At 64.2% G+C, this 23,496-nt stretch carries 19 protein-coding genes; 12 read left to right on the plus strand and 7 right to left on the minus strand.

Annotated features, from left to right (window positions below; all coding sequences use genetic code 11):
- Positions 1-17: 17 nt before the first annotated feature.
- The 4 genes from FHS81_RS10090 (at position 18) to FHS81_RS10105 (ending at position 5,166) form a co-directional block, all read left to right on the plus strand.
- Positions 18-959, plus strand: a complete 942-nt coding sequence (locus FHS81_RS10090; protein WP_183752542.1) for an ABC transporter permease — start codon at positions 18-20, stop codon at positions 957-959.
- Between the two features lie 13 nt (positions 960-972).
- Entirely contained in the window at positions 973-1,884 is a 912-nt protein-coding gene (locus tag FHS81_RS10095; protein ID WP_210281642.1) for an ABC transporter permease, read from the plus strand.
- Positions 1,885-1,905: 21 nt separating this feature from the next.
- Entirely contained in the window at positions 1,906-3,582 is a 1,677-nt protein-coding gene (locus FHS81_RS10100; RefSeq protein ID WP_183752546.1) for an ABC transporter ATP-binding protein, read from the plus strand.
- Between the two features lie 78 nt (positions 3,583-3,660).
- On the plus strand, positions 3,661-5,166 hold the full coding sequence (locus tag FHS81_RS10105) for a M81 family metallopeptidase (RefSeq protein ID WP_183752548.1): 1,506 nt from the start codon (positions 3,661-3,663) through the stop codon (positions 5,164-5,166).
- A 76-nt stretch (positions 5,167-5,242) separates the two neighbouring features.
- Here the strand turns inward: FHS81_RS10105 and FHS81_RS10110 are convergent, their stop codons facing one another.
- The 4 genes from FHS81_RS10110 to FHS81_RS18955 all read right to left on the minus strand — a co-directional run bounded on the left by FHS81_RS10110 (position 5,243) and on the right by FHS81_RS18955 (position 10,148).
- Positions 5,243-5,749, minus strand: a complete 507-nt coding sequence (locus tag FHS81_RS10110) for a CAP domain-containing protein (protein ID WP_246374940.1) — start codon at positions 5,747-5,749, stop codon at positions 5,243-5,245.
- Positions 5,746-8,277 carry a DUF3772 domain-containing protein gene (locus FHS81_RS10115; protein ID WP_183752550.1) on the minus strand — a complete coding sequence of 844 codons (2,532 nt, stop codon included), beginning with the start codon at positions 8,275-8,277 and terminating at the stop codon, positions 5,746-5,748. The genes FHS81_RS10110 and FHS81_RS10115 overlap by 4 nt, the downstream gene beginning before the upstream one ends.
- Positions 8,278-8,285: 8 nt before the next feature.
- Positions 8,286-9,449, minus strand: a complete 1,164-nt coding sequence (gene aroB, locus FHS81_RS18950) for a 3-dehydroquinate synthase (RefSeq protein ID WP_246374942.1) — start codon at positions 9,447-9,449, stop codon at positions 8,286-8,288.
- Positions 9,450-9,521: 72 nt separating this feature from the next.
- Entirely contained in the window at positions 9,522-10,148 is a 627-nt protein-coding gene (locus tag FHS81_RS18955; RefSeq protein WP_428982447.1) for a shikimate kinase, read from the minus strand.
- A 230-nt stretch (positions 10,149-10,378) separates the two neighbouring features.
- Here FHS81_RS18955 and FHS81_RS10125 point away from each other — a divergent pair, with 230 nt between their 5' ends.
- From FHS81_RS10125 to FHS81_RS10135, 3 genes are all read left to right on the plus strand, one after another.
- Positions 10,379-10,522 (plus strand): histidine kinase, encoded by a 144-nt coding sequence (locus FHS81_RS10125; RefSeq protein ID WP_183752552.1) that lies wholly within the window; start codon positions 10,379-10,381, stop codon positions 10,520-10,522.
- Complete coding sequence (gene xerD, locus FHS81_RS10130) at positions 10,519-11,490, plus strand: site-specific tyrosine recombinase XerD (protein WP_183752554.1); 972 nt, start codon at positions 10,519-10,521, stop codon at positions 11,488-11,490. Before FHS81_RS10125 ends, xerD begins: the two co-directional genes overlap by 4 nt.
- Positions 11,491-11,624: 134 nt before the next feature.
- Entirely contained in the window at positions 11,625-12,944 is a 1,320-nt protein-coding gene (locus FHS81_RS10135; RefSeq protein WP_183752556.1) for a hemolysin family protein, read from the plus strand.
- Positions 12,945-12,988: 44 nt separating this feature from the next.
- Here the strand turns inward: FHS81_RS10135 and FHS81_RS10140 are convergent, their stop codons facing one another.
- Positions 12,989-14,398: a peptide ABC transporter permease gene (locus FHS81_RS10140; RefSeq protein WP_183752558.1), complete on the minus strand. Its 1,410-nt coding sequence runs from the start codon at positions 14,396-14,398 to the stop codon at positions 12,989-12,991.
- A gap of 274 nt (positions 14,399-14,672) precedes the next feature.
- Here FHS81_RS10140 and FHS81_RS10145 point away from each other — a divergent pair, with 274 nt between their 5' ends.
- Entirely contained in the window at positions 14,673-15,722 is a 1,050-nt protein-coding gene (locus FHS81_RS10145; protein WP_183752560.1) for an ABC transporter ATP-binding protein, read from the plus strand.
- Positions 15,723-15,739: 17 nt separating this feature from the next.
- On the opposite strand, the gene FHS81_RS10150 is transcribed toward FHS81_RS10145, so the two are convergent.
- The gene (locus FHS81_RS10150) at positions 15,740-17,530 is read right to left on the minus strand and encodes an ABC transporter permease (protein ID WP_343052468.1); all 1,791 of its coding nucleotides are present in this window, start codon (positions 17,528-17,530) and stop codon (positions 15,740-15,742) included.
- Entirely contained in the window at positions 17,527-18,522 is a 996-nt protein-coding gene (locus FHS81_RS10155) for an ABC transporter substrate-binding protein (protein WP_183752562.1), read from the minus strand. Before FHS81_RS10155 ends, FHS81_RS10150 begins: the two co-directional genes overlap by 4 nt.
- A 327-nt stretch (positions 18,523-18,849) precedes the next feature.
- Between FHS81_RS10155 and tal the strand changes: the two genes are divergently transcribed.
- Genes tal through FHS81_RS10175 form a run of 4 tightly spaced genes read left to right on the plus strand, consistent with a single transcriptional unit; the run spans position 18,850 to position 23,412 of the window.
- Entirely contained in the window at positions 18,850-19,806 is a 957-nt protein-coding gene (tal, locus tag FHS81_RS10160; protein WP_183752564.1) for a transaldolase, read from the plus strand.
- A gap of 41 nt (positions 19,807-19,847) precedes the next feature.
- Entirely contained in the window at positions 19,848-21,140 is a 1,293-nt protein-coding gene (gene pncB / locus FHS81_RS10165) for a nicotinate phosphoribosyltransferase (protein ID WP_183752566.1), read from the plus strand.
- The gene (gene argH, locus FHS81_RS10170) at positions 21,140-22,543 is read left to right on the plus strand and encodes an argininosuccinate lyase (protein WP_183752568.1); all 1,404 of its coding nucleotides are present in this window, start codon (positions 21,140-21,142) and stop codon (positions 22,541-22,543) included. Before pncB ends, argH begins: the two co-directional genes overlap by 1 nt.
- Positions 22,540-23,412, plus strand: a complete 873-nt coding sequence (locus FHS81_RS10175) for a DMT family transporter (RefSeq protein ID WP_183752570.1) — start codon at positions 22,540-22,542, stop codon at positions 23,410-23,412. Before argH ends, FHS81_RS10175 begins: the two co-directional genes overlap by 4 nt.
- The last annotated feature ends 84 nt before the right edge of the window (positions 23,413-23,496 follow it).

Genomic DNA, 23,496 nt, shown 5'->3' on the forward strand with positions numbered 1-23,496 from the left:
ACCGCAAAGGAGCTGTCATGTTCAGCTTTGTCTTGAAAAGGACGGCTGCGGCAGTTCCGGTCATGGCGATGGTGGCGATCATTGTGTTCGCTCTCCTTCGCCTGACACCGGGCGACCCTGCCGCTATCATCGCCGGCGATTCCGCCACTCCGGAACGGCTGGAAGAAATCCGCGCCCTCATGGGGCTCGACCAGCCGATCCTCGTCCAGCTCTATGTGTGGATCTCCCAGCTTCTGCAGGGCGATTTCGGCACTTCCCTGCTGTCGGGAGTTCCGGTCACGCAGATGATCGGCCAGCGCATCGGTCCCTCGCTGGCGCTGTGCCTGACCACGATCACGGTTTCGGTGCTGGTCGCCATTCCGCTCGGCGTTCTGGCCGCGTGGCGGCAGGGCAAGTTGCTGGACCGCTTCGTCATGTCGATTTCCGTGCTCGGATTCTCCGTGCCGGTGTTCGTGTCGGGATATCTGCTGATCCTGTTCTTCTCGTTGCAGCTCAGGTGGTTTCCCGTGCAGGGCTACCAGCCGCTGTCGGCCGGCCTGTGGCCGTTCCTGAATTCGCTGGTTTTGCCGACGGTTGCACTGAGTTCGGTCTATATCGCGCTCATCGCCCGCATCACACGCACCAGCGTCATCGAGGTGATGAACGAGGATTTCATCCGCACGGCCCGCGCCAAGGGTCTTGGCGAACGCGGCGTGCTAATGGGCCATGCGCTCGGCAACGCTGCCGTGCCGATCATCACCATCATCGGCGTGGGCATCGCATTGCTCATCAGCGGCGTGGTGGTGACGGAATCCGTATTCAACCTGCCCGGCCTCGGCCGGCTGGTGGTGGAGGCAGTCCTGGCGCGCGATTATCCCGTGATTCAGGCGCTCATCCTGCTATTCGCCTTCATCTATATTCTCATCAATCTGGTTGTCGACGTTCTTTACACAGTCTTCGACCCGCGCATTCGGCAGTGAGGTCATCATGTCCATGACAGAGACCACGACGGAAACGGCCGTCGGAACAGCCGCCATTTCAGGCGCACCTCCCGGCAATGGCCCGGCGGCCTCCCGCTCCCCGCTGTGGCGCACGCTGAGAACCACCCCCGTAATCGTTGCGCTGGGTGTGCTGACGATCCTCGTGTTCGTCGCCTGCTTCGCGCCGTGGCTGTGGACGGTCGACCCCGTCCAGATCAACCCGGCGCAGCGCCTGCGGCCAATCTCGTTCGAGCACTGGCTCGGCACGGATGCTTATGGCCGCGACGTCTATTCCCGCGTGTTGTACGGCGGGCGCATATCGCTCATCGTCGGCCTCAGCGTCGCCGTCATCAGCATGGCCGTCGGCCTCGTGATCGGCGTCGTGGCGGGCTACTTCCGCTGGGTGGATGCCATCGTCATGCGCATCATGGATGGCCTGATGGCCATTCCCGGCATCCTGCTGGCCATTGCGCTGGTGTCGCTGTCCGGCTCCAGCATCATGACAGTGATCATCGCCATCACGGTGCCGGAAATCCCGCGCGTAGTGCGGCTGGTGCGCAGCGTCATCCTGAGCGTACGCAACGAGCCTTATGTCGAGGCCGCCGTGTCGCTCGGCACGCCCACCGTGACCATCATGCTGCGTCACCTCGTGCCCAACACCATTCCACCGCTGATCGTGCAGGGAACCTACATCTTCGCCTCCGCCATCCTGACGGAAGCGATCCTGAGCTTCCTCGGCGCGGGTGTACCGCCGGAAAACTCCTCGTGGGGCAACATCATGGCCGAAGGGCGGACCTTCTTCCAGCTCATTCCGGGTCTTGTGCTCTATCCAGGCATTCTGCTGTCCATGATGGTGCTGAGCGTGAACATTCTTGGCGACGCCTTGCGGGATGCGCTCGATCCCCGCATGTCCCGGCGTCTGTGACGAACGCGAGAGGAGGATGTCATGAACCAAACGGAATCATCCGCTGACGCCGCCCGCTCCGCGCAGCAACCCGTGCTGACCATCGACAAGCTGTCGGTGGCGCTGGTGGGCGAACATGGGCCGGGGCGCCCGGTGGTCAAAAGCCTGTCGTTCGATGTCAAGGCCGGCGAGACGGTCTGCATCGTCGGCGAATCCGGCTCCGGCAAGTCCGTCACGTCGCTGGCGGTCATGGGCCTGCTGCCGAAGGACAGCCTGACGCCGACGGGTGGCCGCATCCTGCTGGAAGGCGAGAACCTGCTGGAAGCGTCGCAACGCCGCCTGCGCGACCTGCGCACCACCGGCATGGCGATGGTGTTTCAGGAGCCGATGACGGCGCTCAACCCGGTGCAGCGCGTCGGCGAGCAGGTGGACGAGGTGCTGCGGCTGCACACCAAGCTTGGCCGCGAGGAGCGTCGCAAGCGCGTCATCGCCATGCTGGAATCGGTGCACCTGCCGGATGTCGAGCGCATCTACCGCTCCTATCCGCACGAGCTGTCCGGCGGGCAACGCCAGCGCATCGTGATCGCCATGGCGCTGATCCTGAAGCCCCGCTTGCTGATCGCCGACGAGCCCACGACCGCGCTCGACGTGACGACGCAGAAGCAGATTCTGGCGCTCATCAAGGAGTTGCAGACGGAACAGGGCACGGCTGTCATCTTCATCACCCACGATTTCGGCGTCGTGGCCGAGATCGCGGACCGCATCGTGGTGATGAACCAGGGCAGCGTGGTGGAGACCGGCACGCGCGACGAAATCCTGGCGCATCCGAAGCAGGATTACACGCGGATGCTGGTGTCATCCGTGCCAAGCCTCATTCCGCATCATCGCACACAGCCCACGGGCGAGACGGTGCTGACAGTGAAGGCGCTGACCAAATATTACGGCAGCAGCAAAAGCTGGTTTGGCGGTGCGACAGCGAGCGGAACGCCGGCGGCGCAGGACGTGGATCTTATCCTGCGGCGCGGTGAGGTCGTTGGCGTGGTGGGCGAGTCCGGCTCCGGCAAGTCAACGGTCGCTCGCTGCGTCATGCGGCTCATCGATCCGAATTCAGGCGAAATCAACCTGAACGGGACAGACATCGCAACCATGGGCAGGGGCGCGCTCATGCCCATGCGCAAGCGCATCCAGATCGTGTTTCAAGATCCGTATCGCAGCCTGAATCCGCGCCGCAGGGTGGGCGAATCCATCATCGAGGGGCTGTTGAACTACAACGTCTCGCGTGCCGAGGCCGAGAGCAAGGCGCGTCACGCCCTGAAAACGGTGGGACTGCCGGAAGACGTTTACGACCGTTATCCGCACCAGTTTTCCGGCGGACAGCGCCAGCGCATCTGCATCGCGCGGGCGCTGGTGATGGAGCCGGACGTGCTGGTGGCGGACGAAGCGGTGTCCGCGCTCGACGTCTCGGTGCAGGCGCAGGTGCTGGCGCTGCTGGACGAGGTGCGCGAGCGCGTGGGTGTGGGCGTGTTGTTCATCACCCACGATCTGCGCGTCGCAGCCCAGATCTGCGACACGATCATCGTCATGCAGCGCGGGCGCATCGTCGAGCAGGGAACCGCTGTCGAGGTGCTGACCAAGCCCCGCGAGAGCTATACCCGCGCCCTGATCGAAGCCGCTCCCGGGCGCCATTGGGACTTTCAGCACTTCCGCGCCGTGGCCTGAACCCGGCTGCGGCGGTGGCAAGATAACCTTCAACACATACGACACATCTTGGAAACAAGAAACTCGGGGAACAGGAAAATGCGTATTGTTTACGGCGGTTTCCTTCATGAAACCAACACGTTCGCGCCCAGCCGCGCCGGTTGGGAGGATTTCGTCACCGGCGGCGGCTGGCCGGGATACTCGGAAGGGGAGCAGGTATGGTCGAAGATCGCCGGCTCCAATATCCCTGCTGCCGGCTTTGTGGAAAAGGCGCTGGCCGACGGCCACGACATCGTGCCCACCGTCTGGACCGCCGCCAGCCCCTCCGGCCCCGTCACGCGCGACGCTTATGAGAAGATCGCCAGCCGCATCGTCGAGGGAATCCGTGATGCTCTCCCCGTCGATGCCGTCTATCTGGATCTCCACGGCGCAATGGTGGCCGAGCATTTCGATGACGGCGAAGGCGAGTTGCTGCGCCGCGTGCGTGCTGTCGTAGGGCCGGACCTGCCCATCGCCGTCAGCATCGACCTGCACGCGAACGTCACCGAGGCCATGCTGTCGCTCGCGGATATCGTCGTCGCCTATCGCACCTATCCGCATGTCGACATGGCGGACACCGGCGTGCGCACCTACGACCTGCTGCTGAAGCGCATTGCGCGCGGTAAGAAGCAGCCGATCGCCATACGCCGCCTGCCCTACCTGATTCCGATTTGCTGGCAAACAACAGACTTTTCGCCAGCAAAGGATCTCTATGCCCTGCTGGAGTCGCTGGAAAACGCCGACAGCCACATCTCCTTCACCACTGCGTTTCCGGCAGCCGATTTCGCCGGATGTACGCCGGTAATCTGGGCTTATGCCGATACCCTGGCGGAGGCCGACGCCCTTGCGGACAAGCTGGAGGCCGCCGCGCTGGAGGCCGAAGCACTCTTTGCCGGAAAGGCCTATGAGCCGGATGAAGCCGTGCGCTATGCGGCTGCCCGTGCGACGGACGGCGTGCGCCCGGTGGTGATCGCCGATGCGCAGGACAACCCCGGCGCCGGCGGCAACTCAGACACCACCGGCCTGCTCAAGGCCCTTGTGCGGAACAATGCACAGCGCGCGGCCATCGGCCTGATCGTCGATCCTGAAGCGGTGAAACGCATTCACGAAGCCGGCGCAGGCGCACGCATTCGTCTAGCGCTGGGCGGGCATTCCGGCATTCCGGGCGACGAGCCGCTTGAGGAAGAATTCCTGATCGAGAGCATCTCGGACGGCAAGTTCAAGGCATACGGCCCCTACTATCGCGGGTTCAACATGGATGTCGGCCCCAGCGCCTGCCTGCGCATCGGCGATGTGCGTGTCGTCGTCGCCTCCTACAAGGTGCAGATGGCCGACACGTCCATGTTCCGCTTTGCGGGCATCGACCCGGAGGCGCAGGACATCCTGGTGGTGAAAAGCGCGGCGCATTTCAGGGCCGACTTTACGCCGATTGCGGGGGAAATCATCGTCGCCGCGGCACCGGGGTTCATGCCAGTTGATCTGTCGACGCTGCCTTGGAAGCATCTGCCGGAAGGCGTTCGCCTCAATCCGCTGGGGCAGCCGTTCACGCCGCCCCGCGCTGACTGAAGACCGAAAATATACGGATAGAAGACTCCAGCTCCGCGATGAACCCGGTTCATCGCGGAGCTGATTTATATGCGCTTTATGGCCCCGCCACCACCAGCGCCCAGTACACCTTGTACTTCGAGCCAGGAGCGTAAGCCGTCGCGATGCCGAAGCGGGTGGCCGTTTTCTGCAACAGCACGCGGTTATGCTGCGGCGAGTCGCGCCAGCCGGAAAATGCCTCCGCCAGCGTACGATAGCCGGCGGACAGATTGACACCCGGATTCGGAACGCCTTGCGCCGCCAGATTGCGCTTGAGCGCGTCGGCGGATGCGGGCTTGTCTGCCCGCGCCGCGGCGGTGGCGCTCGCCTTCGCGGCGGCGGCCAGCGCCGGATCGTAAGTCAGGGCCGGCAGGCCGTGGTTGCGGCGGTAGGCCGACAGTACTTCTGCCGCCGCGCTTGCATCGACAAGCGCGCCATTATGATCCAGCTGGCGATAAAACGGCGCCACGCCGGAGGATGGCGGCTGCGATGCGCAACCGCCAAGGCCAAGAAGCAGACACAGCGTCGCCGCTGCCTTGCCAGAGAATAATCCGGTCATCGTCATCGTGTGGTCCCATCACCCCCCTGGTGAATATCCTGGCTATACAACGCCCCGCCATCCGAAACCGTTGTCCGCCCTGTATGCCACTCCTCCAGCGCCATCGGCCGGACGGGAACGAGATCGCGATCACGCAATGCCCGCAGCACGGCAAAGCGCAATTCGCTCGACACCGTAAGACGGTTTTCGACATTGGCGAGGAAGCAGCGCAACTCGAAGCGCAGCATGGTATTCTCGAACGCCATGAGCAGCACGATCGGCGCCGGCGTTTCCAGCACGTTCGGGTTCGCCCTCGCGCATTCCAGCATCAGCTCGCGTACCTGATCGGGATCGGCAGCATAGGTAACGCCGACGGAGACGATCATTCGCCCCATCCTGTCACGATGCAGCCAGTTCGACACTGTGCCTGAAACGAGGCTGGAGTTGGGCACGATAACCGTGGCGCGGTCGAAGGTTTCGATCTCCGTTGCCCGCACGTTGATGCGCTTCACATACCCTTCGTCGGGACCGACAACGACCCAGTCCCCCACCTTGATCGGTCGCTCCCACAGCAGGATAAGGCCGGAAACGAAATTATTGACGATGGATTGCAGGCCGAAACCGATACCGACCGACAGCGCACCCGCGACAATCGCCAGCCGTTGCAGCCCAAGCCCCAGACTGGCGCTGGCAAGCCCTACCGCCAGAAAGAAAGTGCCGTATCCAACGCCTGTCGCAATTGAATTGCGAATGCCGGGATCGAGGCCCGTCGAGGGCAGAAAACGCGTCGAGAGCCATGACTGGATCATGCGCCCTATCGCGAGCGTCACGGCAAAAGCCAGTATGGCGCTGACCAGCAAAGCCGGCGACAACCGGACCTCACCGATTGAAAAACCGTTCTGGATGATCTGGACGAAGGAAAAAACCTCCTTCGACTCAAATCCCCACGGCGCCAGAATGAGCATCACCCCGAAGGCGAACAGCAACAGCTTCGTGAGGCCGGCGAACAGAATGCCTATCTGCTCCAGCGTGCGCCGCCGCAAGCCGACACTGGTCTGCAACAACAATGAAAAGCGCGAGTTGCGCTTGGGCATCTCGACGGCGACTTCATCGATGAGGCTGGAGATGATGAAGAACAGCCCCACGACCATCGCGAACCACACGATCTGGTCCACGAGGAAGGATGCAAAGGCGATGAAGCCCGTCAACAAGGCGGCGAAGATGATCAGTGTCGCCAGCCACGCGATGACGCGGATGAACGTCCATATCTGCGGCTGGGACGAGACATACGGGCCGAAGTCATCCTCGACCGGCTTCGACCTCCCCCGCAACTTTTGCAGCGCCCAGAACATCACCAGCGCGACCACGAAGGCCGAAATGCCCTCCACAACCGCGACCTGCGCCAGATCGGCATTGACCGCCGCCACGATGGCCTGCGCGATCTGGCCGATCAGAATGACCACCGTCAGCTGCAGGCTGGTGCTGTAGAGCAGCAGCGCGGTCTCGTCCTCCATGGGAAAGAGCCGCCATTGCGGAACGGCAGGCGCGAACAGGGCGCGGGCCAAAGCGCGCATGAAAACGAGAAAGCCGCCGCTGAAAAGCAGCCAGACGACCACCAGCTCCATGCGCCCTTCGGTCAGCCCCTGCGCATCGAGACTGACGAAAACAACCGTAAATGCGGCGATGATCGGCATCGACACGCCGATCATGAGGCCGAAAGCCTTGGACGCACGGCGCAGCCGCGGCGGGTTCATCTCATCGCGCGAGCGTAACGTCATTCGAGGCAGGAAGCGCCGCTGGAGCAACCACAGGCCACCCCACGTCAACAGCGCGAGCAGCGACGTCCAGGCTACACCCTCGCTGGCATGCCTTTCCGCTTTCTCTGCCCACTCGGACAGGATGCGCCTGCCATTGGACAGAGACTCCGGTATCCCGGCCGCTGCCTCGATCCACAAACGAGGCGACAAGATGCTGTAGGTGTGGGCGAAAACCTCGTTGGCGAACGCCTCGCGCCGGTGATCGTTGATGGCCGTCGTGACCTGATTGGCGCGCACCAGCGCGGCTTCAGCCAGATTGACGGTGGCCTGTAATTCCGACACAGCGCGAGTCCGCGCCTCGCGCTCACGCGCAGCTGCCTCGGCCTCGGGCGGCTCTCCCTCCGCCGGGCGCGGCCCCAGCTGTGCGAGCTGCGCATTCAGCGCTGCGACGCGGGGCGACAGATCCGCAATCAGGCCACGGATCGAGGCGCTGACCTCGCTCACACGCTGGCGCAACTCCGAAAGCTGATCTTCCGCAAGTTGATCGGCACTGACCGCCGCCTCAAGTTTCTCCAGCTCACCCCGCGCGTGCTCAAGCGTGGCTTCTGGCGAAAGGCGCGGCTGATTTTGCGCATTCTTTTCGCCAGGCGCGGCATGCGCTGACGTTATGATACCCGCGCCGGTGGAAATCCCCAGCCGGGCTGCCACCGGCGAAATACCCACCGCGAACAACGCGAGCAACAACAGGCCGATCAGGGCCGAGGCCAGGTTGACCGGCAGAGCCGTTTTACGCCCCACACCCCGCATCAGGCACCGTTTGACGCAAATTCATCGGCAAGGAAGGCACGCACGTCATCGCGGGAAACGTCGCGGGCGATGAAACTCTCGCCGATGCCGCGCGCGAGAATGAACGTCAGCGCGCCGCGCCGCACTTTCTTGTCCTGCGCCATGGCGTCCAGAAGGCTGTCGGCATCGCCGATGTCGCCCGGCACATCCTGCAACCGCGTCGGCAGCCCGACAGCTTGCAGATGGCGAGCCACACGCCCTGCATCCTGACCGGAGGCCAGACCGAGACGCGCCGAGAAGCGGAACGCCAGCGCCATGCCGATAGCGACCCCCTCGCCATGGACCAGACGCGCGCCATCGTATGCGACGGCCCGCTCCAACGCGTGGCCGAACGTATGCCCCAGATTGAGCAAGGCGCGGTCGCCATTCTCGTGTTCGTCACGCGCCACGACAGCGGCCTTGGCGGCGCAGCTCTTCGCCACGGCATAGGCGCAGGCCTCGCCCGCCTCGAACACAGCGGCGCCGTTCGCCTCGCACCATTCAAAAAAAGCCCGATCGTCGATGAGGCCGTATTTCACCACCTCGGCATAGCCGGCACGAAACTCGCGCGGGCTCAACGTATCGAGCAGCGCAAGATCCGCGACGACGAGCGAAGGCTGATGAAACGCCCCGACAAGATTCTTGCCGTGCGGCGAGTTGATGCCCGTTTTGCCGCCCACCGACGAATCAACCTGCGACAGCAGCGTCGTCGGCCATTGCACGAAGCGCACGCCCCGGCGCAGGGACGCCGCCGCGAAGCCGGCAAGATCACCCACCACACCGCCGCCAAGCGCCAGCACGAGATCGCCGCGTTCAATCCGCGCCTCGATCAACGCGTCGCAAACACGAGCGAACTCCGCGTAGGATTTCGACCCCTCGCCAGGCGGAATCTCGACGCGCGCCACGCGCAGACCCGCCGCCTCCAGCGCATCGGTAATGGCCACGGCATGGAGGCCGCCGACGGTGGTATCAGTGACGATGGCCACCGCGCCGCCCGGTGCGAGAGCAGCCACGCGCTGCGCGCCTTCCGCCAGCAGGTCGCGGCCAATCACGATCTCGTAAGCGCGTTCGCCGAGCTTGACCGGAACCGTCGTAAAGCGCGGCTCCGCACTGGCCGTAGCGCGCAATGGATCATCGACGGTCATGACAAGGCTCCGGCAAGAGTTATTCGGTTTCAGGCACCTGAAGGCGCAAAAGGTTCGTGGTTCTACACATTACTACAGGCCGGAGTCCAGAAGTGCCACAAGTTCGTCAACGATGGCCTCGTGCGGCCCCTCGCGCGAGATCAGCGTCAGGTCGGCCTCGGCATAGACGGGATAGCGCTCATCCATCAACCGCCGCAACGTTCCTTCCGGATCTTCGGTTTGCAGAAGCGGGCGCGTGGGCCGCTTGCGCACACGCCGCAGCAGCGTCTCGACATCCGCCTTCAGCCACACGGAAACGCCCGCCTCGCCAATCCGCTGACGCGTGTCGGCGTTCATATAAGCGCCTCCGCCTGTGGCGAGCACCTGCGGACCATTGTCCAGCAGCCGATCAATGACACGCCGCTCGCCCTCGCGGAAGTGGTCCTCGCCGTGGGTGCGGAAAATCTCCGCGATGACCATGCCGGCCGCAGCCTCGATCTCGTTATCCGCATCGACGAACGGCAGATCGAGGCGCTGCGCCAGCCGGCGGCCGATGGTGCTCTTGCCCGCGCCCATCATGCCGATCAGGCTGATGGTACGCCGCCCCAGCTTCTGCCGGATACGCTCCGTAATCGCAGGGTCCTGCCGCGTGGCCGCGCCGTTCCCCGCCCCGTCATCGATGCCGGCAAGGTCCGCATCGCCGTCATCATCTTCCCCCACCGGCTTTCCCTCCTGAGTGCTGCGTGTCGCCTGTTTCTGAACCCGAACATGCGACAGATATAGACGCTTGTCGATCATATGACGTTTACTATCATGGGATAAACGTCGGCTGCTATCCCCCGGAGCGGACAGGATGCAATGCAAGCCATCGCATTGAATGAAAGCCGCTCCAGCCACGATCACCCGGGACCGGCCAGACCGTCCTGCATGCTCACCTTGCCGGAGCCGCCATGCCAACGCTTTTCCGCCTGCTGATCATTCTTGGCATTCTCGCCGGGCTTGGCTACGCGGCGCTGCTGGCGATCGTGACTTTCCTGCCGCCTGAAACCCGCCAGATCACGGTCGAGATCCCGGCCGAACGCCTGCAACGATGATGACCCGGAACGATTCTTTCTCCGCAGATGCGGCGGTGTCGCTCTATCTCGATATGCTGGCATCCGAACGCGGTGCCTCGCGCAACACCCTCGATGCCTACCGGCGCGATCTCGACGATTACACCGCCTTCCTGAAAGTGCTTCGCAAAACGCCGGATAACGCAACCGCCGATTCCATCCGCGCCTTCCTTGTCGAACTGGACGAGCGCGGCCTCAAGGCGACGTCGGCGGCGCGCAAGCTGTCTGCCGTGCGCCAGTTCCACCGCTTTCTCTACACAGAGGGCCATTGCGGCACCGACCCCGCTGCGGCAATCGAAGGACCAAAGCGCGGACAGGCCCTGCCGAAGATCCTGTCCATCGCGGAAGTGGACCGCCTGCTGGCGCAAGCGCATGCGGATACCGCCGACGATAGCGTTTCGCCGAGCAAGCATCTGGCCCGCACCCGCATGGCATGCCTGCTTGAGATGCTCTACGCCACCGGCATGCGTGTGTCGGAGCTGATATCGCTGCCCATATCGGCAGCCCGCACGCGCGACCGTTTTCTCATCGTGCGCGGCAAGGGCAACAAGGAACGCCTTGTGCCGCTTACCGAAGCCGCACGCGAGGCTGCGCGCGCTTTTCTGGCCCTGTGCGAGTCCGCGCATCCAGAGGCCGCGCGCTCATTGTGGTTGTTTCCGGCTGACAGTGCTTCCGGCCACATCACCCGGCAAGCCTTCGCGCGCGATCTGAAGGATCTCGCGGTGCAGGCCGGGCTTTCGCCGGGGCGCGTCAGCCCCCACGTCCTGCGGCATGCCTTCGCCAGCCACCTGCTGCACAACGGCGCCGATCTGCGCGTGGTGCAGGAGCTGCTGGGCCACGCCGACATCGCCACGACACAGATTTATACGCATGTGCTGGACGAGCGCATGAAGGAGATGGTGCGCGATCTTCACCCGCTGGCCGATTCCGGCGATACCGATATTGCATAGCTGGTGCTTATGACTTCCGTCGATATTGCGCTGCAACCCGGCGACATGCGATGCTGCGCGGCATTACATACAGGGAAAACCCGTGGATTGGCCCCGTCGGCAGGCGGGCGGGCTGAAGCGGGTCAGGGGTTATCATGACAGGCGATCAATCGGTATGGGGCGACGTCATCGGACTGGCGGCCGTCGTCTTTCTGGTTTTGGCCAACGGCTTCTTCGTCGCGGCTGAATTTTCGCTGGTGGCGGTGCGGCGCAGCAGGGTGGCGGAACTCGTCAGCGCCGGACGACGCAATGCCACCGCCCTCCAGAAAACCGTGGACCGCCTCGACGGCAGCTTGGCCGCAACCCAGCTTGGCATCACCATTTCGTCGCTCGCGCTCGGCTGGGTCGGCGAACCGGCGCTGGCGCACCTGATCGAACCGCTCTTCGCCGCCCTGCCCGGTAACCTCGCCTCCGTTGGCTCGCACACGCTGGCCGTGATCATCGCCTTCGTCATCATTACGGCGCTGCATATCGTGTTGGGAGAGCTGGCACCCAAAAGCCTCGCCCTGCAACGCAGCGAGGCGACCGCGCTGGCAGTGGTGCACCCGCTCAACGCTTTTCAAATGGTTTTCCGCCCCATCATCGTTGCCCTCAACGGCATGGGCAACCTCGTGCTTCGGCTTGTCGGGCTGCACGGCAGCGGTGGCGAAGGCGCCAACTATTCGCCCGAGGAACTGAAGCTGCTGATGGCCGCCAGCCAGCGCGCCGGCGTGCTGCAACAGGCACAGCTTGAAGTGGTGGAGCGCGTCATCAACCTCAGCCAGCGTCGCATCGGCGATTTCATGACGCCGCGCCTCGATGTGGAATGGGTGGATGCGGACGATTCGCCGGAAGCGATCCTGCAAACCATCCGGGAGTGCAGGCATGCGCAGATGCTCGTCGGCCGCAATGCGCTCGATGAGGTTGTCGGCATCGTGCTGAAGGAGGATATCCTCGACAGCACCCTCGATCACCGCACCCTTGACGTAACCGCCCTGGCGCGGGAGCCGCTGGTGGTGCACGAGGCGACGCCCTTCCTGCGCGTGCTGGAACAGTTCAAGCAGCGGCCAGTGCGGCTTGCCATCATCGTCGATGAATATGGCGGCGTTGAAGGCATCGTTACGCAGACGGATCTTCTGGAAGCCATCGCAGGTGAACTGCCCGGCGTGGACGACGACGAGCCTTCCGTCGTCGAGCGTGCGGACGGCTCGCTGCTGCTTGACGGGCTGATGCCCGCGCATGAGGCATTCGACCGGCTGGGGATGCGCGATGCCCCTGCGGGAGATTTCCACACCATCGCCGGTTTCATCCTGTCGGAACTTGGCCGCCTGCCGAATGTCGGCGACACCGTAGACTGGCGTAACTGGCGCTTCGAGGTCGTGGATATGGACGGCCGGCGCGTGGACAAACTGCTCGTCTCGCGCACGGACGCATAAAGCGTCCGTTCTGATTCCCCACGCTGCCGCTACTTGTGCAGCGGCTACTTGCGCAGCGGCGCGTCGCGGTCGTTACGTTCATCCGGGCGGGTCGGCACTTTCATTCGCACGAAGCTCTTACCCGTTGATGGTGTGTCTGCCGCTGCGGGCGAGACCGGCCGTAGCGGTACGGCGGGCGGCTCGCTAACGGAAGCGGCACGAGCGCGCCGGGTGCCTCCCGGCAATGCCGACGGCCACCTCGCCTTGGGACGGTTTGTGCGGAACTGCCCGTGGGCGATGGCCCAGAAGGCAATGACAGTCACGGCCAGCGTCGTCACCCACCAGGGAAAAGCCGCGCCCGCCCCCAGATAGGACAACATGAAAGCGCACGCCAGAAGCGCCATCAGGCCGGGCACCAGTCTCCCGGAACCTGCCGGGCCGCGTCCCAACCCTTCGAAGCTGCGCACCGTGAAATAGAATGTCAGCGAGGCGAGAATCGCCCCCAGCGCGCCAAGCTCGAACCACAATTCGAACGGCAGGCCGCGCGGCGTATCCGCCGGGATCGTGCCAAGCAACCGGGCCGGCAGCAACGTATCGAGACCGTGGCCGATCAGGAAACTGACCGGGTCGATCAGCACCAGCGAACCCCATGCAGAAAGCCAGCCGCGCAGAATATGCCCTTCAGCCAGCAGCAGCTTCGCCAGCGGCAGCAGCAGCGTTGCGATCAGCGGTGCGCCCAGCAAAATGCCGGCGCCGACCCATGCGATGAAACGGTTGGCCACAATGGGCCGCCACACGGCAAAGGCATAGAACACCACGCCCGTGACGAACCCGGTGAGCGGCATCCACAACCGCGCGCCCACCAGCGCCGCCGCCGTGACGGCCACAAGGGCGACGGCCAGCCCGCGCCGGCTGCGTGATTCCAGCCACGCGGCGGCGGGCCAGATCAGGATAGCGAGTCCCGCGAGGCCGCGCTCGAACGTGCCGATCTCTCCCACCAATATACCGCGTGGCCGTGCCACGAGCAGCACCAGCGCCAGCAGGGCGGAAACGGTGGCGCCGATGCTGATGAGATAGAGATTGGAAGCCCGCACGCGTTCCGGCAGCAACGACACGCCGAGCATCGCCAGCACGACCGCCTGCAACAGATTGAACAGCTTGTCGAAAGCCTCGCCCTGATCCGGCGCCCAGAGGCCGGTCAGCGCCGCCCATATCAGCAACAGCAGGCCAGAGACACCTGCGGGGCGCGTGACCCACGCGCGCGCGGCCCGTCCGACACCACGCGGCGGCGCCTCAATGATGCTGGAAACGGCGATCAGCGACACGCCGACCGGCGCGAGTACCACCGTGGATCGGCGCGACAGAAAGGATGCCAGCGGCAGCAGCACGAATAGGATCGAGAAGCCAAGACGGCGCAGCAAGGCCGCTGCGTCGGCGGCCGGATCGAGCGGCGTCGTGCGGGTGTGCGTGACCATGCCCAGAAAAAGTTCCAGAACCGGCGGGCACCATGCACGCCTTTCGCCCCCACCCTAGCGTCTGGTTTGTCCGGATGCTGTAGGTCTGATGCAACACCGCGACGGAATGCTGCATGGACCTGCCGAACGTGCATTTTCAGGCAACAAGGGGCATTCATGCAACTGTCACGCAGCGAGGGCAAACAGGGTGCAATCATCGAAGGGACCGTGCGCAGCGCGCTCGCGTGCAGCCTCTCGCATCGCTCTCTGCCCCCGCCCTTCCCGGAACCGTCGCATGGCTATATCGCTTTCCCACGTCAGCCGCCGTTTCGATGCCGTGCTTGCGCTCAAGGACATCAGCCTCACGGTCGAGGACGGGGCGTTCCTCGCCCTGCTCGGCCCTTCCGGCTGCGGAAAGACGACGCTGTTGCGGCTGGTCGCGGGTTTCGAAAAGGTCAGCGAGGGCAGCGTCGCTCTCAGTGGCCGCCAGGTTGCGGGGCCGGCGCTCCACATCCCGCCGGAGGAGCGGCAGGTGGCGATGGTCTTCCAGTCCTACGCGCTGTGGCCGCATATGACCGTGGCGGAAAATGTCAGCTTCCCGCTGTCCGTGGCGCGCGTTTCCGCAGCAGAAGCGGCCAAAAGGCTCACCCATGCGCTTGAGGCCGTGGGCCTCGCCCATCTGGGCCAGCGCCGCCCTGAAGCGCTGTCCGGCGGCCAGAGACAGCGTGTGGCGCTGGCCCGCGCGCTGGTGCAGGATGCAAGGGTCGTGCTGTGCGACGAGCCGCTCGCCAACCTCGATATTCACCTGCGCGCCACGATGCTGGATGAGTTCCGCCGCCTGCATCGCGAGACCGGACGCACTTTCGTCTACGTCACCCACGACCAGTCCGAGGCACTGGCGCTGGCGTCGCAGGTGGCGGTGCTCAACGGCGGTGTGTTGTCACAACTGGCCTCCCCGCAAGCTATCTATGCGGAACCCGCGAATATCGACGTGGCGCGGTTCGTTGGCGAGGGCAGCGTCGTCCGCGCCGGCATCGAGACACCGCCGACGGGAGACCGGGCCGTGGTGCGGATTGCCGGTCAGGACGTGCAGGTTCGCGCCCGCCCTGGTACAACACCTGCGGCGCTTCCCGCGTCGATCCCGGTTCTGATCCGTCCGGAAGCCATCTCACCCGGCGGTGATATCGCCGCGCGCGTCACGGCTTCCATTTATCGCGGGCCTGTCCATGCTGTTACGGCGGCGCTGGACGATGGGCAGAGCCTGCAACTGCATCTGCCGCACGCCCCGGCAATCGGCGAAACCATCAGCCTCCGGATCACCGATGGCTGGGCGATTCCCGAATAAAGTCTACTCGCGGAAACTCACTCCCGCCACGGCAAGATGCCGGGCGGCAGACGCGGGGCGAGCGCATCCAGAAACGCCATGATCGCCGCCACCGCCACCACGGCAGTCAGCGCTATGGCCGCCGCAGGTGAGGCAAATCCGGCTTCCTCAAGGCTGAACAGCGCCACGCCGATCGTTTCCGTGCCCGACGACCACAGCAGCGCCGATACCGTCAGTTCGTTGAACGCGAACAGAAACACCATCAGCCCGCCCGCCGTCGCGGCAGGCGCGACGACCGGCAGCACGATGGATCGCAAGCGGCGGAAGAAACTAGCGCCGCAGATACGGGCTGCTTCCTCCAGTTCGATGGGCAGCTGCCCCACGGCGGCGGCGGGGGCCTTGAGCGCCACCGGCAGGAAGCGCGCGGCATAGGCGAACAGAATGATGAACGGCGTGCCATAGATGCTGACGCCCAGCAAAGGCAGCGGCTTGAGGAACAGCAGGATGCAGGCGATGGCGAGGACGATGCCCGGCAGCGCATAGGGAATTTCGATCACGCCCTCGACAGCACCGCGCATGCGCCCCACCTGCCTGTCGAGCGAATAGGCCAGCGGCACCGCGATCAGCGCCAGAAACAGCGCCGACGAAGCGGCGAAAATGAACGAGTTGCGGAACGCGCGCACGGTCACATCCTGCCGCACCAGCACCTCGACGAAATTATCCAGCGTCGCAGTGGCCCATGTCAGCGGCACCCCATAGGACGGCACGAGCGCCGTCGCCAGAAGCGACACCAGCGGCAGGAAAAGTGCCACAGCCACCACGATCCACACGCCGATTTCGACAGCGAGCCGATGCCGCAGAGTCCAGATCACGCCGATGGGTCTGCCGCGCGAAAACCGCGCCGACCCGCTGCCCCCGGTCCCCGCGCCCGCACGCTTCAGCCACCATGCGGCCAGCGCCACGCCCGCCCCGGCGATCAGCGCGACGAGCAGCGACAATGCTGCCGCATCCGCAATGACGGACGGGCCGAAACTCACCATGCGGCGATAGATCAGCGTCGGCAGCGTCAGATAATTGACCGGCACGCCGAGCAGTGCCGGAATGCCGAAATTGCCCACGGCGGCCACGAACGTCAGCGCCAGCGAGGCGGCAAGGTATGGCCGCATCAGCGGCAGAACGACGCTGCGCATCACCCGCCACGGCTTCGCGCCTGCCGTCAGCGCCGCCTCGGCCATATCGGCCGGCAGGCTACGCAGGCCAGCCCGCAGCGTCACGAAAGCCAGCGGCGCGTGGTGCAGCGCCAGCACCAGCATGATGCCCTCGCGGCTCATCAGCGGATTGTTACTGCCCGGCGGCGGCGCAAGACCCAGCGCATTGAGCAGCGGAGATGAAGGCCCGGCAAGCGTAAAATACGCCAGTGCAACCACTTGCGGCGCAATCATCATGGAAAGGATAAAGCAGAATGACAGGCTTCGCCGCGCCCGGACATCCGTCAGCGTCAGGATGAACGCCAGCGCCCCACCCAGCGCTGTTGCCGCCACGGCGGATACCACGCCGGTTTCGATGCTGTGCCATGTTGCCCGCATCGCGGCGCGGCGGGATATTTCCGCCAGCATGGGGCCGGGGTCGACAAAGCCCGCCGGCGCGAGTGCAGCCCAGATCAACCGCCCGAACGGCAGCACCGCGAACAGCGCGACGACGATTGCCAGCAGCGCGATAACCCACGCGCCATCGGGAAGGCGGCGCGGTATGCCCGCGCCGCCAATTGGCAAGCCGCCAGTGCTGTCGATATCCGCTATCCGGTTCGTCACTGGCGGTGGCTCGATCACTGGCCGAAGATGTCGGCGAACTCTTTCTTGTTCTTCGCTTCGTCTTCAAGCGCCTTGGCGGGGTCGAACGACAGCACCTTGATCGTGGAGCGGGCCGGGAAGCCCTCGGGCAGCGCCACTTCCGGATGCGCCGGGATGTAGCCCTGCTGGCGGGCGAGATCCTGCCCTTCCTGCGACAGGATGAAGTCGACGAAGGCCTTGGCGGCTTCGGGGTTCTTCGCCGTCTTCAGGATGGCGACCGGCTCGGTGACGGCGGAAACGCCATCGACCGGGAACACGAACTCAATCGGCGCGCCCTTGGCCTTCTCGCGGATCGGCATGTAATCCACGATCACGCCATACAGCTTGTCACCGCCGGCGACCGCCTTGAGCACGCCGCCGTTGCCGCCTGCGGCCAGCGCGTCGTTCTGCTTCAGCGCTTCATAATAGCCCCAGCCCTCGGGCAGGTTGCCGGTGAGCGTTGCAGCGTGGATGAGCGCCGCGCCGGATGCCAGCGGGCTCGGCATGATGAGCTGGCCCTTGACTTCCGGACGCTTGAGATCCTCCCACGACGTCGGCTTGAAATCGGCCTTGGTGTTGTAGGCGATGCCCGTCGTGATGAGCTTGGTGGAGAACCAGTTCTTGTCCGGATCGTGCGTGCCGGGCGGATAGGCCGAAACGTCCGCGGCCTCATGCGGCTGGAGCCGGCCTTCCTTCTTGAGGCCCTCCAGCGTGACGCTGTCGGCGATCAGCAGCACGTCCGGCTGCGGCTGGCCGGCCTCGAACTCGGCGCGCAGCTTGGCGAGCAGCGGCGGGGTGCCGTCGCGGACAAAGCTGATGTCGACGTTGGGATGCTTCGCCTTGAAAGCATCGATCGTCTGCTGGGCATCGGTGTTCGGCTGGCTGGTGTAGAGCACCAGCTTGCCGGAAACGTTGTCGGCCGCAAACGCCGCAGGAACCACGGCGACGGCGGAAGAAAGGGTTGCGATAACGGCTGCAAGGACGCTTTTCATCGGGAAAACTCCCAGTATATGGCGGAGGAACGGACGCATATCACCGCGTTCTGGCGGCGAAACCTTGTATTGCCAATCATGTTGATCCGTCTGCGTAGCCGCAGGCCGTGACGCTGATATGACGCGACGAATTCGCACATCCGAATGGCGACACGGGTTGCTTCCGACCCCGCGCTGACTGTACTGCTAATGAAACTTGCATCGGCGCATCGTCCGTGCTCCAACATGGGTGCGGCGGGCCATCGTGGAACCGGATGCAACCCTTTGGAGGAAAGGCCGGAACACCGCAGCAGCGGCAACCGGACATGCAGCGCAAGGAGCGGCCAGATGACCTCGAAACTGGACCGGCTGAAAGCCGTTACCGTGGTGGTCGCCGACACGGGCGACATCGAAACCGTCCGCCGCCTCCGGCCGCAGGACTGCACCACCAATCCCACCCTGCTGCTGAAAGCCGTGCAGTCCGGCAACTCCGCCGATATCGTCGACGAAGCCCTCGCCTGGGGCAAAGGTCTTAAAGGCAACCACGAGGACATCGTCGCCCGCGTCGCGGACAGACTCGCAGTGAGCTTCGGGGCGGAGCTGGCGCGCATCGTGCCCGGCCGCGTCTCGACCGAAGTGGATGCCGACCTGTCCTTCGACACCGAGGCCACGGTTGCAAAGGCCCGCGCCCTTATTGCCGATTATGCGGATCGTGGCATCGGCCGCGAGCGCATTCTCATCAAGATCGCCGCGACATGGGAAGGCATTCGCGCCGCCGAGATCCTGCAGAAAGAAGGCATCGACACCAACCTTACGCTGCTGTTCTCGCTGGCGCAGGCCGCCGCTTGCGCCGATGCCGGGGTGTTCCTGATCTCGCCCTTCGTCGGCCGCATTCTGGACTGGAACCTCAAGAACGGCGGCGGCCCCTACACCGGCGAGACCGATCCGGGCGTCGTGTCCGTGCGCTCCATCTATGCTTATTACAAGCGCCACGGCATCGGCACGGTGGTCATGGGCGCGTCGTTCCGCAACCTCGGAGAGATCGAGGCGCTGGCCGGTTGTGACCGCCTGACCATCTCTCCCGCGCTGATCGACGAACTGGCCGCCAGCGACGGCGATCTGCCGCGCCGCCTTTCGCCAGACGATACCGCCGCAGCCCCTGACCGCCTGCGCCTCGATGAAGCGGCGTTCCGCTTCGCGCTCAATGAGGATGCGATGGCGACCGAAAAACTCGCTGAAGGCATCCGCGCCTTCGTGAAGGATCTGCGCAGCCTGCGGGCGCTCATTGCCGAGCGGCTGGGATAGAGAAGTTTGCAGTCACATCATTAAAGCGAGAGCGCGCGGGCATGGTCGACATCGCTACACGGGTCTACAACCATAAGTGGAAAATCGATCCGATCGTCCGGTCGATGCTCGATACGGATTTCTACAAACTGCTGATGGCGCAAATGATTTTCCGCCGCCAGCGGGATACGCGGGTGACCTTCTCGATCATCAACCGCTCGCAGCACATCCGCCTCGCCGACCTCATCGACGCCGGCGAGCTGCGTGAACAGCTTGACCATGTCCGCTCCCTGTCCCTGACACGCGGCGAATCCACTTGGCTGCGCGGCAATATGTTCTATGGCCGCCGGCAGATGTTCGAGCCGGAATTCATCGCCTGGCTGGAGACATTCCGCCTTCCGCCCTACGAGCTTGAGGAAAAAGACGGCCAATATGAGCTGACTTTCGAGGGGCCGTGGCTGGAAACCACGTTCTGGGAAATTCCGGCGCTGGCGATCATCACCGAATTGCGCTCGCGGGCGGTGCTGAAGCACATGGGCCGCTTCGAATTGCAGGTGCTGTATGCCCGCGCCATGGCCCGGCTATGGGAGAAGGTGAAGGAGCTGAAAACCCTCCCGGACCTCTCGATTGCCGATTTCGGCACCCGCCGCCGCCATAGTTTCCTGTGGCAGGACTGGTGCGTGCAGGCGTTGCAGGAAGGTCTCGGCAAAGCCTTCACCGGCACGTCGAACTGCCTCATCGCCATGCGGCGCGAGCTTGAGGCCGTGGGCACGAACGCGCACGAACTTCCCATGGTCTATGGCGCGCTGGCACCCGACGATGCCGAGCTTTTGAAGGCCCCGTATCACGTACTGGCGGACTGGCAGGAGGATTATGACGGCAACCTGCTCGTCATCCTCCCCGACACCTACGGCACCACCGGCTTTCTTAAAAATGCCCCTTCGTGGCTGTCGCGCTGGACGGGCATCCGCGTCGACTCCAAAGATCCGATCGAAGGCGGCGAGGAAGCGATTGCATGGTGGAAGGCGCAGGGCACGGACCCGCGCGACCGCCTCATTGTTTTCTCCGACGGGCTTGACGTGGATGCCATCAAGAGTATCCACGCTCATTTCAGTGGCCGTGTCCGCTTCGCCTTTGGCTGGGGCACGCTGCTGACTAATGATTTTCGCGGTTTCGCGCCGGACGGTCTGCTCGACCCCTTCTCCATTGTGTGCAAGGTGGTGTCTGCAAACGGTGCGCCAACCGTGAAGCTGTCCGACAACCCGGCCAAGGCGCTCGGTCCTCCCGAAGAGATCGAGCGATACAAGCGGGTTTTCGACGTCAGCGAACAAAGCGTGCGTGAAGTGGTGGTATAATGGCCGACGACAAGAAAAAAACAAATGAAGCCAATGCGATGTGGGGCGGGCGTTTCGCGTCCTCGCCCGCCGCGCTGATGGAGGCCATCAACGCCTCCATCGATTTCGACAAGCGGCTTGCCGATCAGGATATTCGCGGTTCCCTCGCCCACAGCGACATGCTGGCAGCCCAGGGCATCATCGGCGCAGCCGACCGTGACGCCATCCACGCCGGACTGGCCGAGGTGCGCAAAGACATCGAAGCCGGAACCTTCACGTTCAGCACGGCGCTGGAAGACATCCATATGAATGTCGAGCAGCGATTGAAGGAGATCGCTGGCGAGCCAGCGGGCCGCCTGCATACAGCCCGAAGCCGTAACGATCAGGTGGCTGTGGACGTGCGCCTGTGGGTGCGCGAGGCGCATGACCGGGCCATCGAGCAGATCACCGGCCTGATGCGCGCGCTGGTCGCGCTGGCCGAGCACAACACCGACACCGTGATGCCGGGCTTCACGCATCTTCAGTCGGCGCAGCCGGTAACGTTCGGTCATCACCTGCTCGCCTATGTCGAGATGCTGGGCCGCGACCGCAGCCGTTTTCGCGATTCGCGCCGCCGCCTCAACGAATCGCCGCTCGGCGCGGCTGCCCTTGCGGGTACGTCCTTCGCCATTGATCGCCACGCCACGGCGAAGGCGCTCGGTTTCGATGGGCCGACGCGCAACTCGCTCGATTCGGTATCCGACCGCGACTTCATTCTGGAATATCTGTCGGCTGCCTCCATCTGCGCCATGCACCTGTCGCGCTTCGCGGAGGAAATCGTGCTGTGGATGACGGCGCAGTTCGGCTTCGTGCGCCTGTCCGACCGCTGGACCACAGGCTCCAGCATCATGCCGCAGAAGAAGAATCCCGACGCCGCCGAACTCGTGCGCGGCAAGACGGGACGCGTCTATGGCGCACTCTTCTCGCTGCTCACCGTTATGAAGGGTCTGCCGCTCACCTACTCCAAGGATATGCAGGAAGATAAAGAGCAGCTCTTTGATGCCGCCGATACGCTGGAGCTGGTGCTCGCGGCCACCACCGGCATGGTGGAGGATCTGGAGGCTGTGCCAGAGCGGATGTCCGCCGCGGCGGGCGCTGGTTTCTCCACTGCCACCGATTTGGCCGACTGGCTCGTGCGCAGCCTCAACATGCCTTTCCGCGATGCCCACCATGTCACCGGGCGTCTCGTTGCGGAGGCGGAACGACGCGGCGTCGGGCTTGAGGATCTGCCGATCGATGCGTTCCAGACCGTCGAACCCGGCATCACCAGTGATATTTATGCGGTTCTGGGCGTCCAGAATTCGGTCCGGTCGCGAAAGAGTTTCGGCGGCACCGCGCCTGATCAGGTCGCAACCCAGATTGCCTGGTGGAAAGACCACTTATGAACGCGGCGCTTCTGCGCACTATTCCGGCGGTTTTCGTCGTCATATGGGCCACCGGCTTCATTGTGGCGCGTTTCGTCGTGCCACACGCCGATCCAATCACCTTCCTTGCGGTACGCTGCGCATTGGCAGCCCTTGTCTTTATCGTGATAGCCATTGCCGCAGGCGCCAAGTGGCCGGTGACGCCGTATCAGTGGTTTCAGGCGCTTGTCGCCGGCGTTCTCATGCAGGGCATCTATTTGGGCGCGACCTTCTGGTCGGCCAAGCATGGGCTGCCGGCCGGGATCATCGCGCTTGTCATGGGTCTGCAGCCGCTGTTGACGGGCGTGTTGTCGGTTCCGCTGCTCGGGGAACGCGTATCCGGCCAGCGATGGCTTGGCATCGCAGTCGGATTTGCCGGGGCGTTGCTGGTGATGTTCCCACGCATCGGCGATGCCTCACTCGCGATCCCGTTCGCGGCAACGGCGGTGGCCTTCGGTGGCATGGTGTCGATGACCCTCGGCACGGTCTGGCAGAAACGCACAGCCTCGGCAATGGATCTGCGCGTCAGTGCGGCCATCCAGTTCGTCGGCGCTGTTCTCGTGCTGGCGCCGTTCGCGGCGCTCACGGAAGATCTCTATATGGACGGCAGCGTGGCAATGTGGGGCGCGTTGATCTGGGCCGTATTCGGCCTGTCCGTGGGTGCGATCGGGCTGCTGCTTTATCTTATCCGGCAGGGCGCTGTCGCCGGCGTGGCATCGCTGCTCTATCTCGTGCCGCCGGTATCGGCGGTGATGGCTTATGGCTTGTTCGGGGAAACGCTCGAACCCGTCCAGATGGCCGGCATGGCTGTTGCCGCAATCGGCGTGGCGCTAGCCAACCGTCCCTCATAAGGCGCTTTGCGCTAAAATATAAAATCTGCATGAAATAAAAAGTCTCGCCCACGTCCGCGCCTCTTGAGACGGGATGTGGGCGAG

Origin of the sequence: Pseudochelatococcus contaminans (assembly GCF_014195635.1) — a bacterium.
Lineage (GTDB): Bacteria > Pseudomonadota > Alphaproteobacteria > Rhizobiales > Beijerinckiaceae > Pseudochelatococcus > Pseudochelatococcus contaminans.

Coding starts and splice junctions, on each gene's coding strand:
- FHS81_RS10090 (WP_183752542.1), top strand. CDS start 18: ATGTTCAGCTTTGTCTTGAAAAGGACGGCTGCGGCAGTTCCGGTCATG.
- FHS81_RS10095 (WP_210281642.1), top strand. CDS start 973: ATGACAGAGACCACGACGGAAACGGCCGTCGGAACAGCCGCCATTTCA.
- FHS81_RS10100 (WP_183752546.1), top strand. CDS start 1,906: ATGAACCAAACGGAATCATCCGCTGACGCCGCCCGCTCCGCGCAGCAA.
- FHS81_RS10105 (WP_183752548.1), top strand. CDS start 3,661: ATGCGTATTGTTTACGGCGGTTTCCTTCATGAAACCAACACGTTCGCG.
- FHS81_RS10110 (WP_246374940.1), bottom strand. CDS start 5,749: ATGACGATGACCGGATTATTCTCTGGCAAGGCAGCGGCGACGCTGTGT.
- aroB (WP_246374942.1), bottom strand. CDS start 9,449: ATGACCGTCGATGATCCATTGCGCGCTACGGCCAGTGCGGAGCCGCGC.
- FHS81_RS10125 (WP_183752552.1), top strand. CDS start 10,379: ATGCCAACGCTTTTCCGCCTGCTGATCATTCTTGGCATTCTCGCCGGG.
- xerD (WP_183752554.1), top strand. CDS start 10,519: ATGATGACCCGGAACGATTCTTTCTCCGCAGATGCGGCGGTGTCGCTC.
- FHS81_RS10135 (WP_183752556.1), top strand. CDS start 11,625: ATGACAGGCGATCAATCGGTATGGGGCGACGTCATCGGACTGGCGGCC.
- FHS81_RS10140 (WP_183752558.1), bottom strand. CDS start 14,398: ATGGTCACGCACACCCGCACGACGCCGCTCGATCCGGCCGCCGACGCA.
- FHS81_RS10145 (WP_183752560.1), top strand. CDS start 14,673: ATGGCTATATCGCTTTCCCACGTCAGCCGCCGTTTCGATGCCGTGCTT.
- FHS81_RS10155 (WP_183752562.1), bottom strand. CDS start 18,522: ATGAAAAGCGTCCTTGCAGCCGTTATCGCAACCCTTTCTTCCGCCGTC.
- tal (WP_183752564.1), top strand. CDS start 18,850: ATGACCTCGAAACTGGACCGGCTGAAAGCCGTTACCGTGGTGGTCGCC.
- pncB (WP_183752566.1), top strand. CDS start 19,848: ATGGTCGACATCGCTACACGGGTCTACAACCATAAGTGGAAAATCGAT.
- argH (WP_183752568.1), top strand. CDS start 21,140: ATGGCCGACGACAAGAAAAAAACAAATGAAGCCAATGCGATGTGGGGC.
- FHS81_RS10175 (WP_183752570.1), top strand. CDS start 22,540: ATGAACGCGGCGCTTCTGCGCACTATTCCGGCGGTTTTCGTCGTCATA.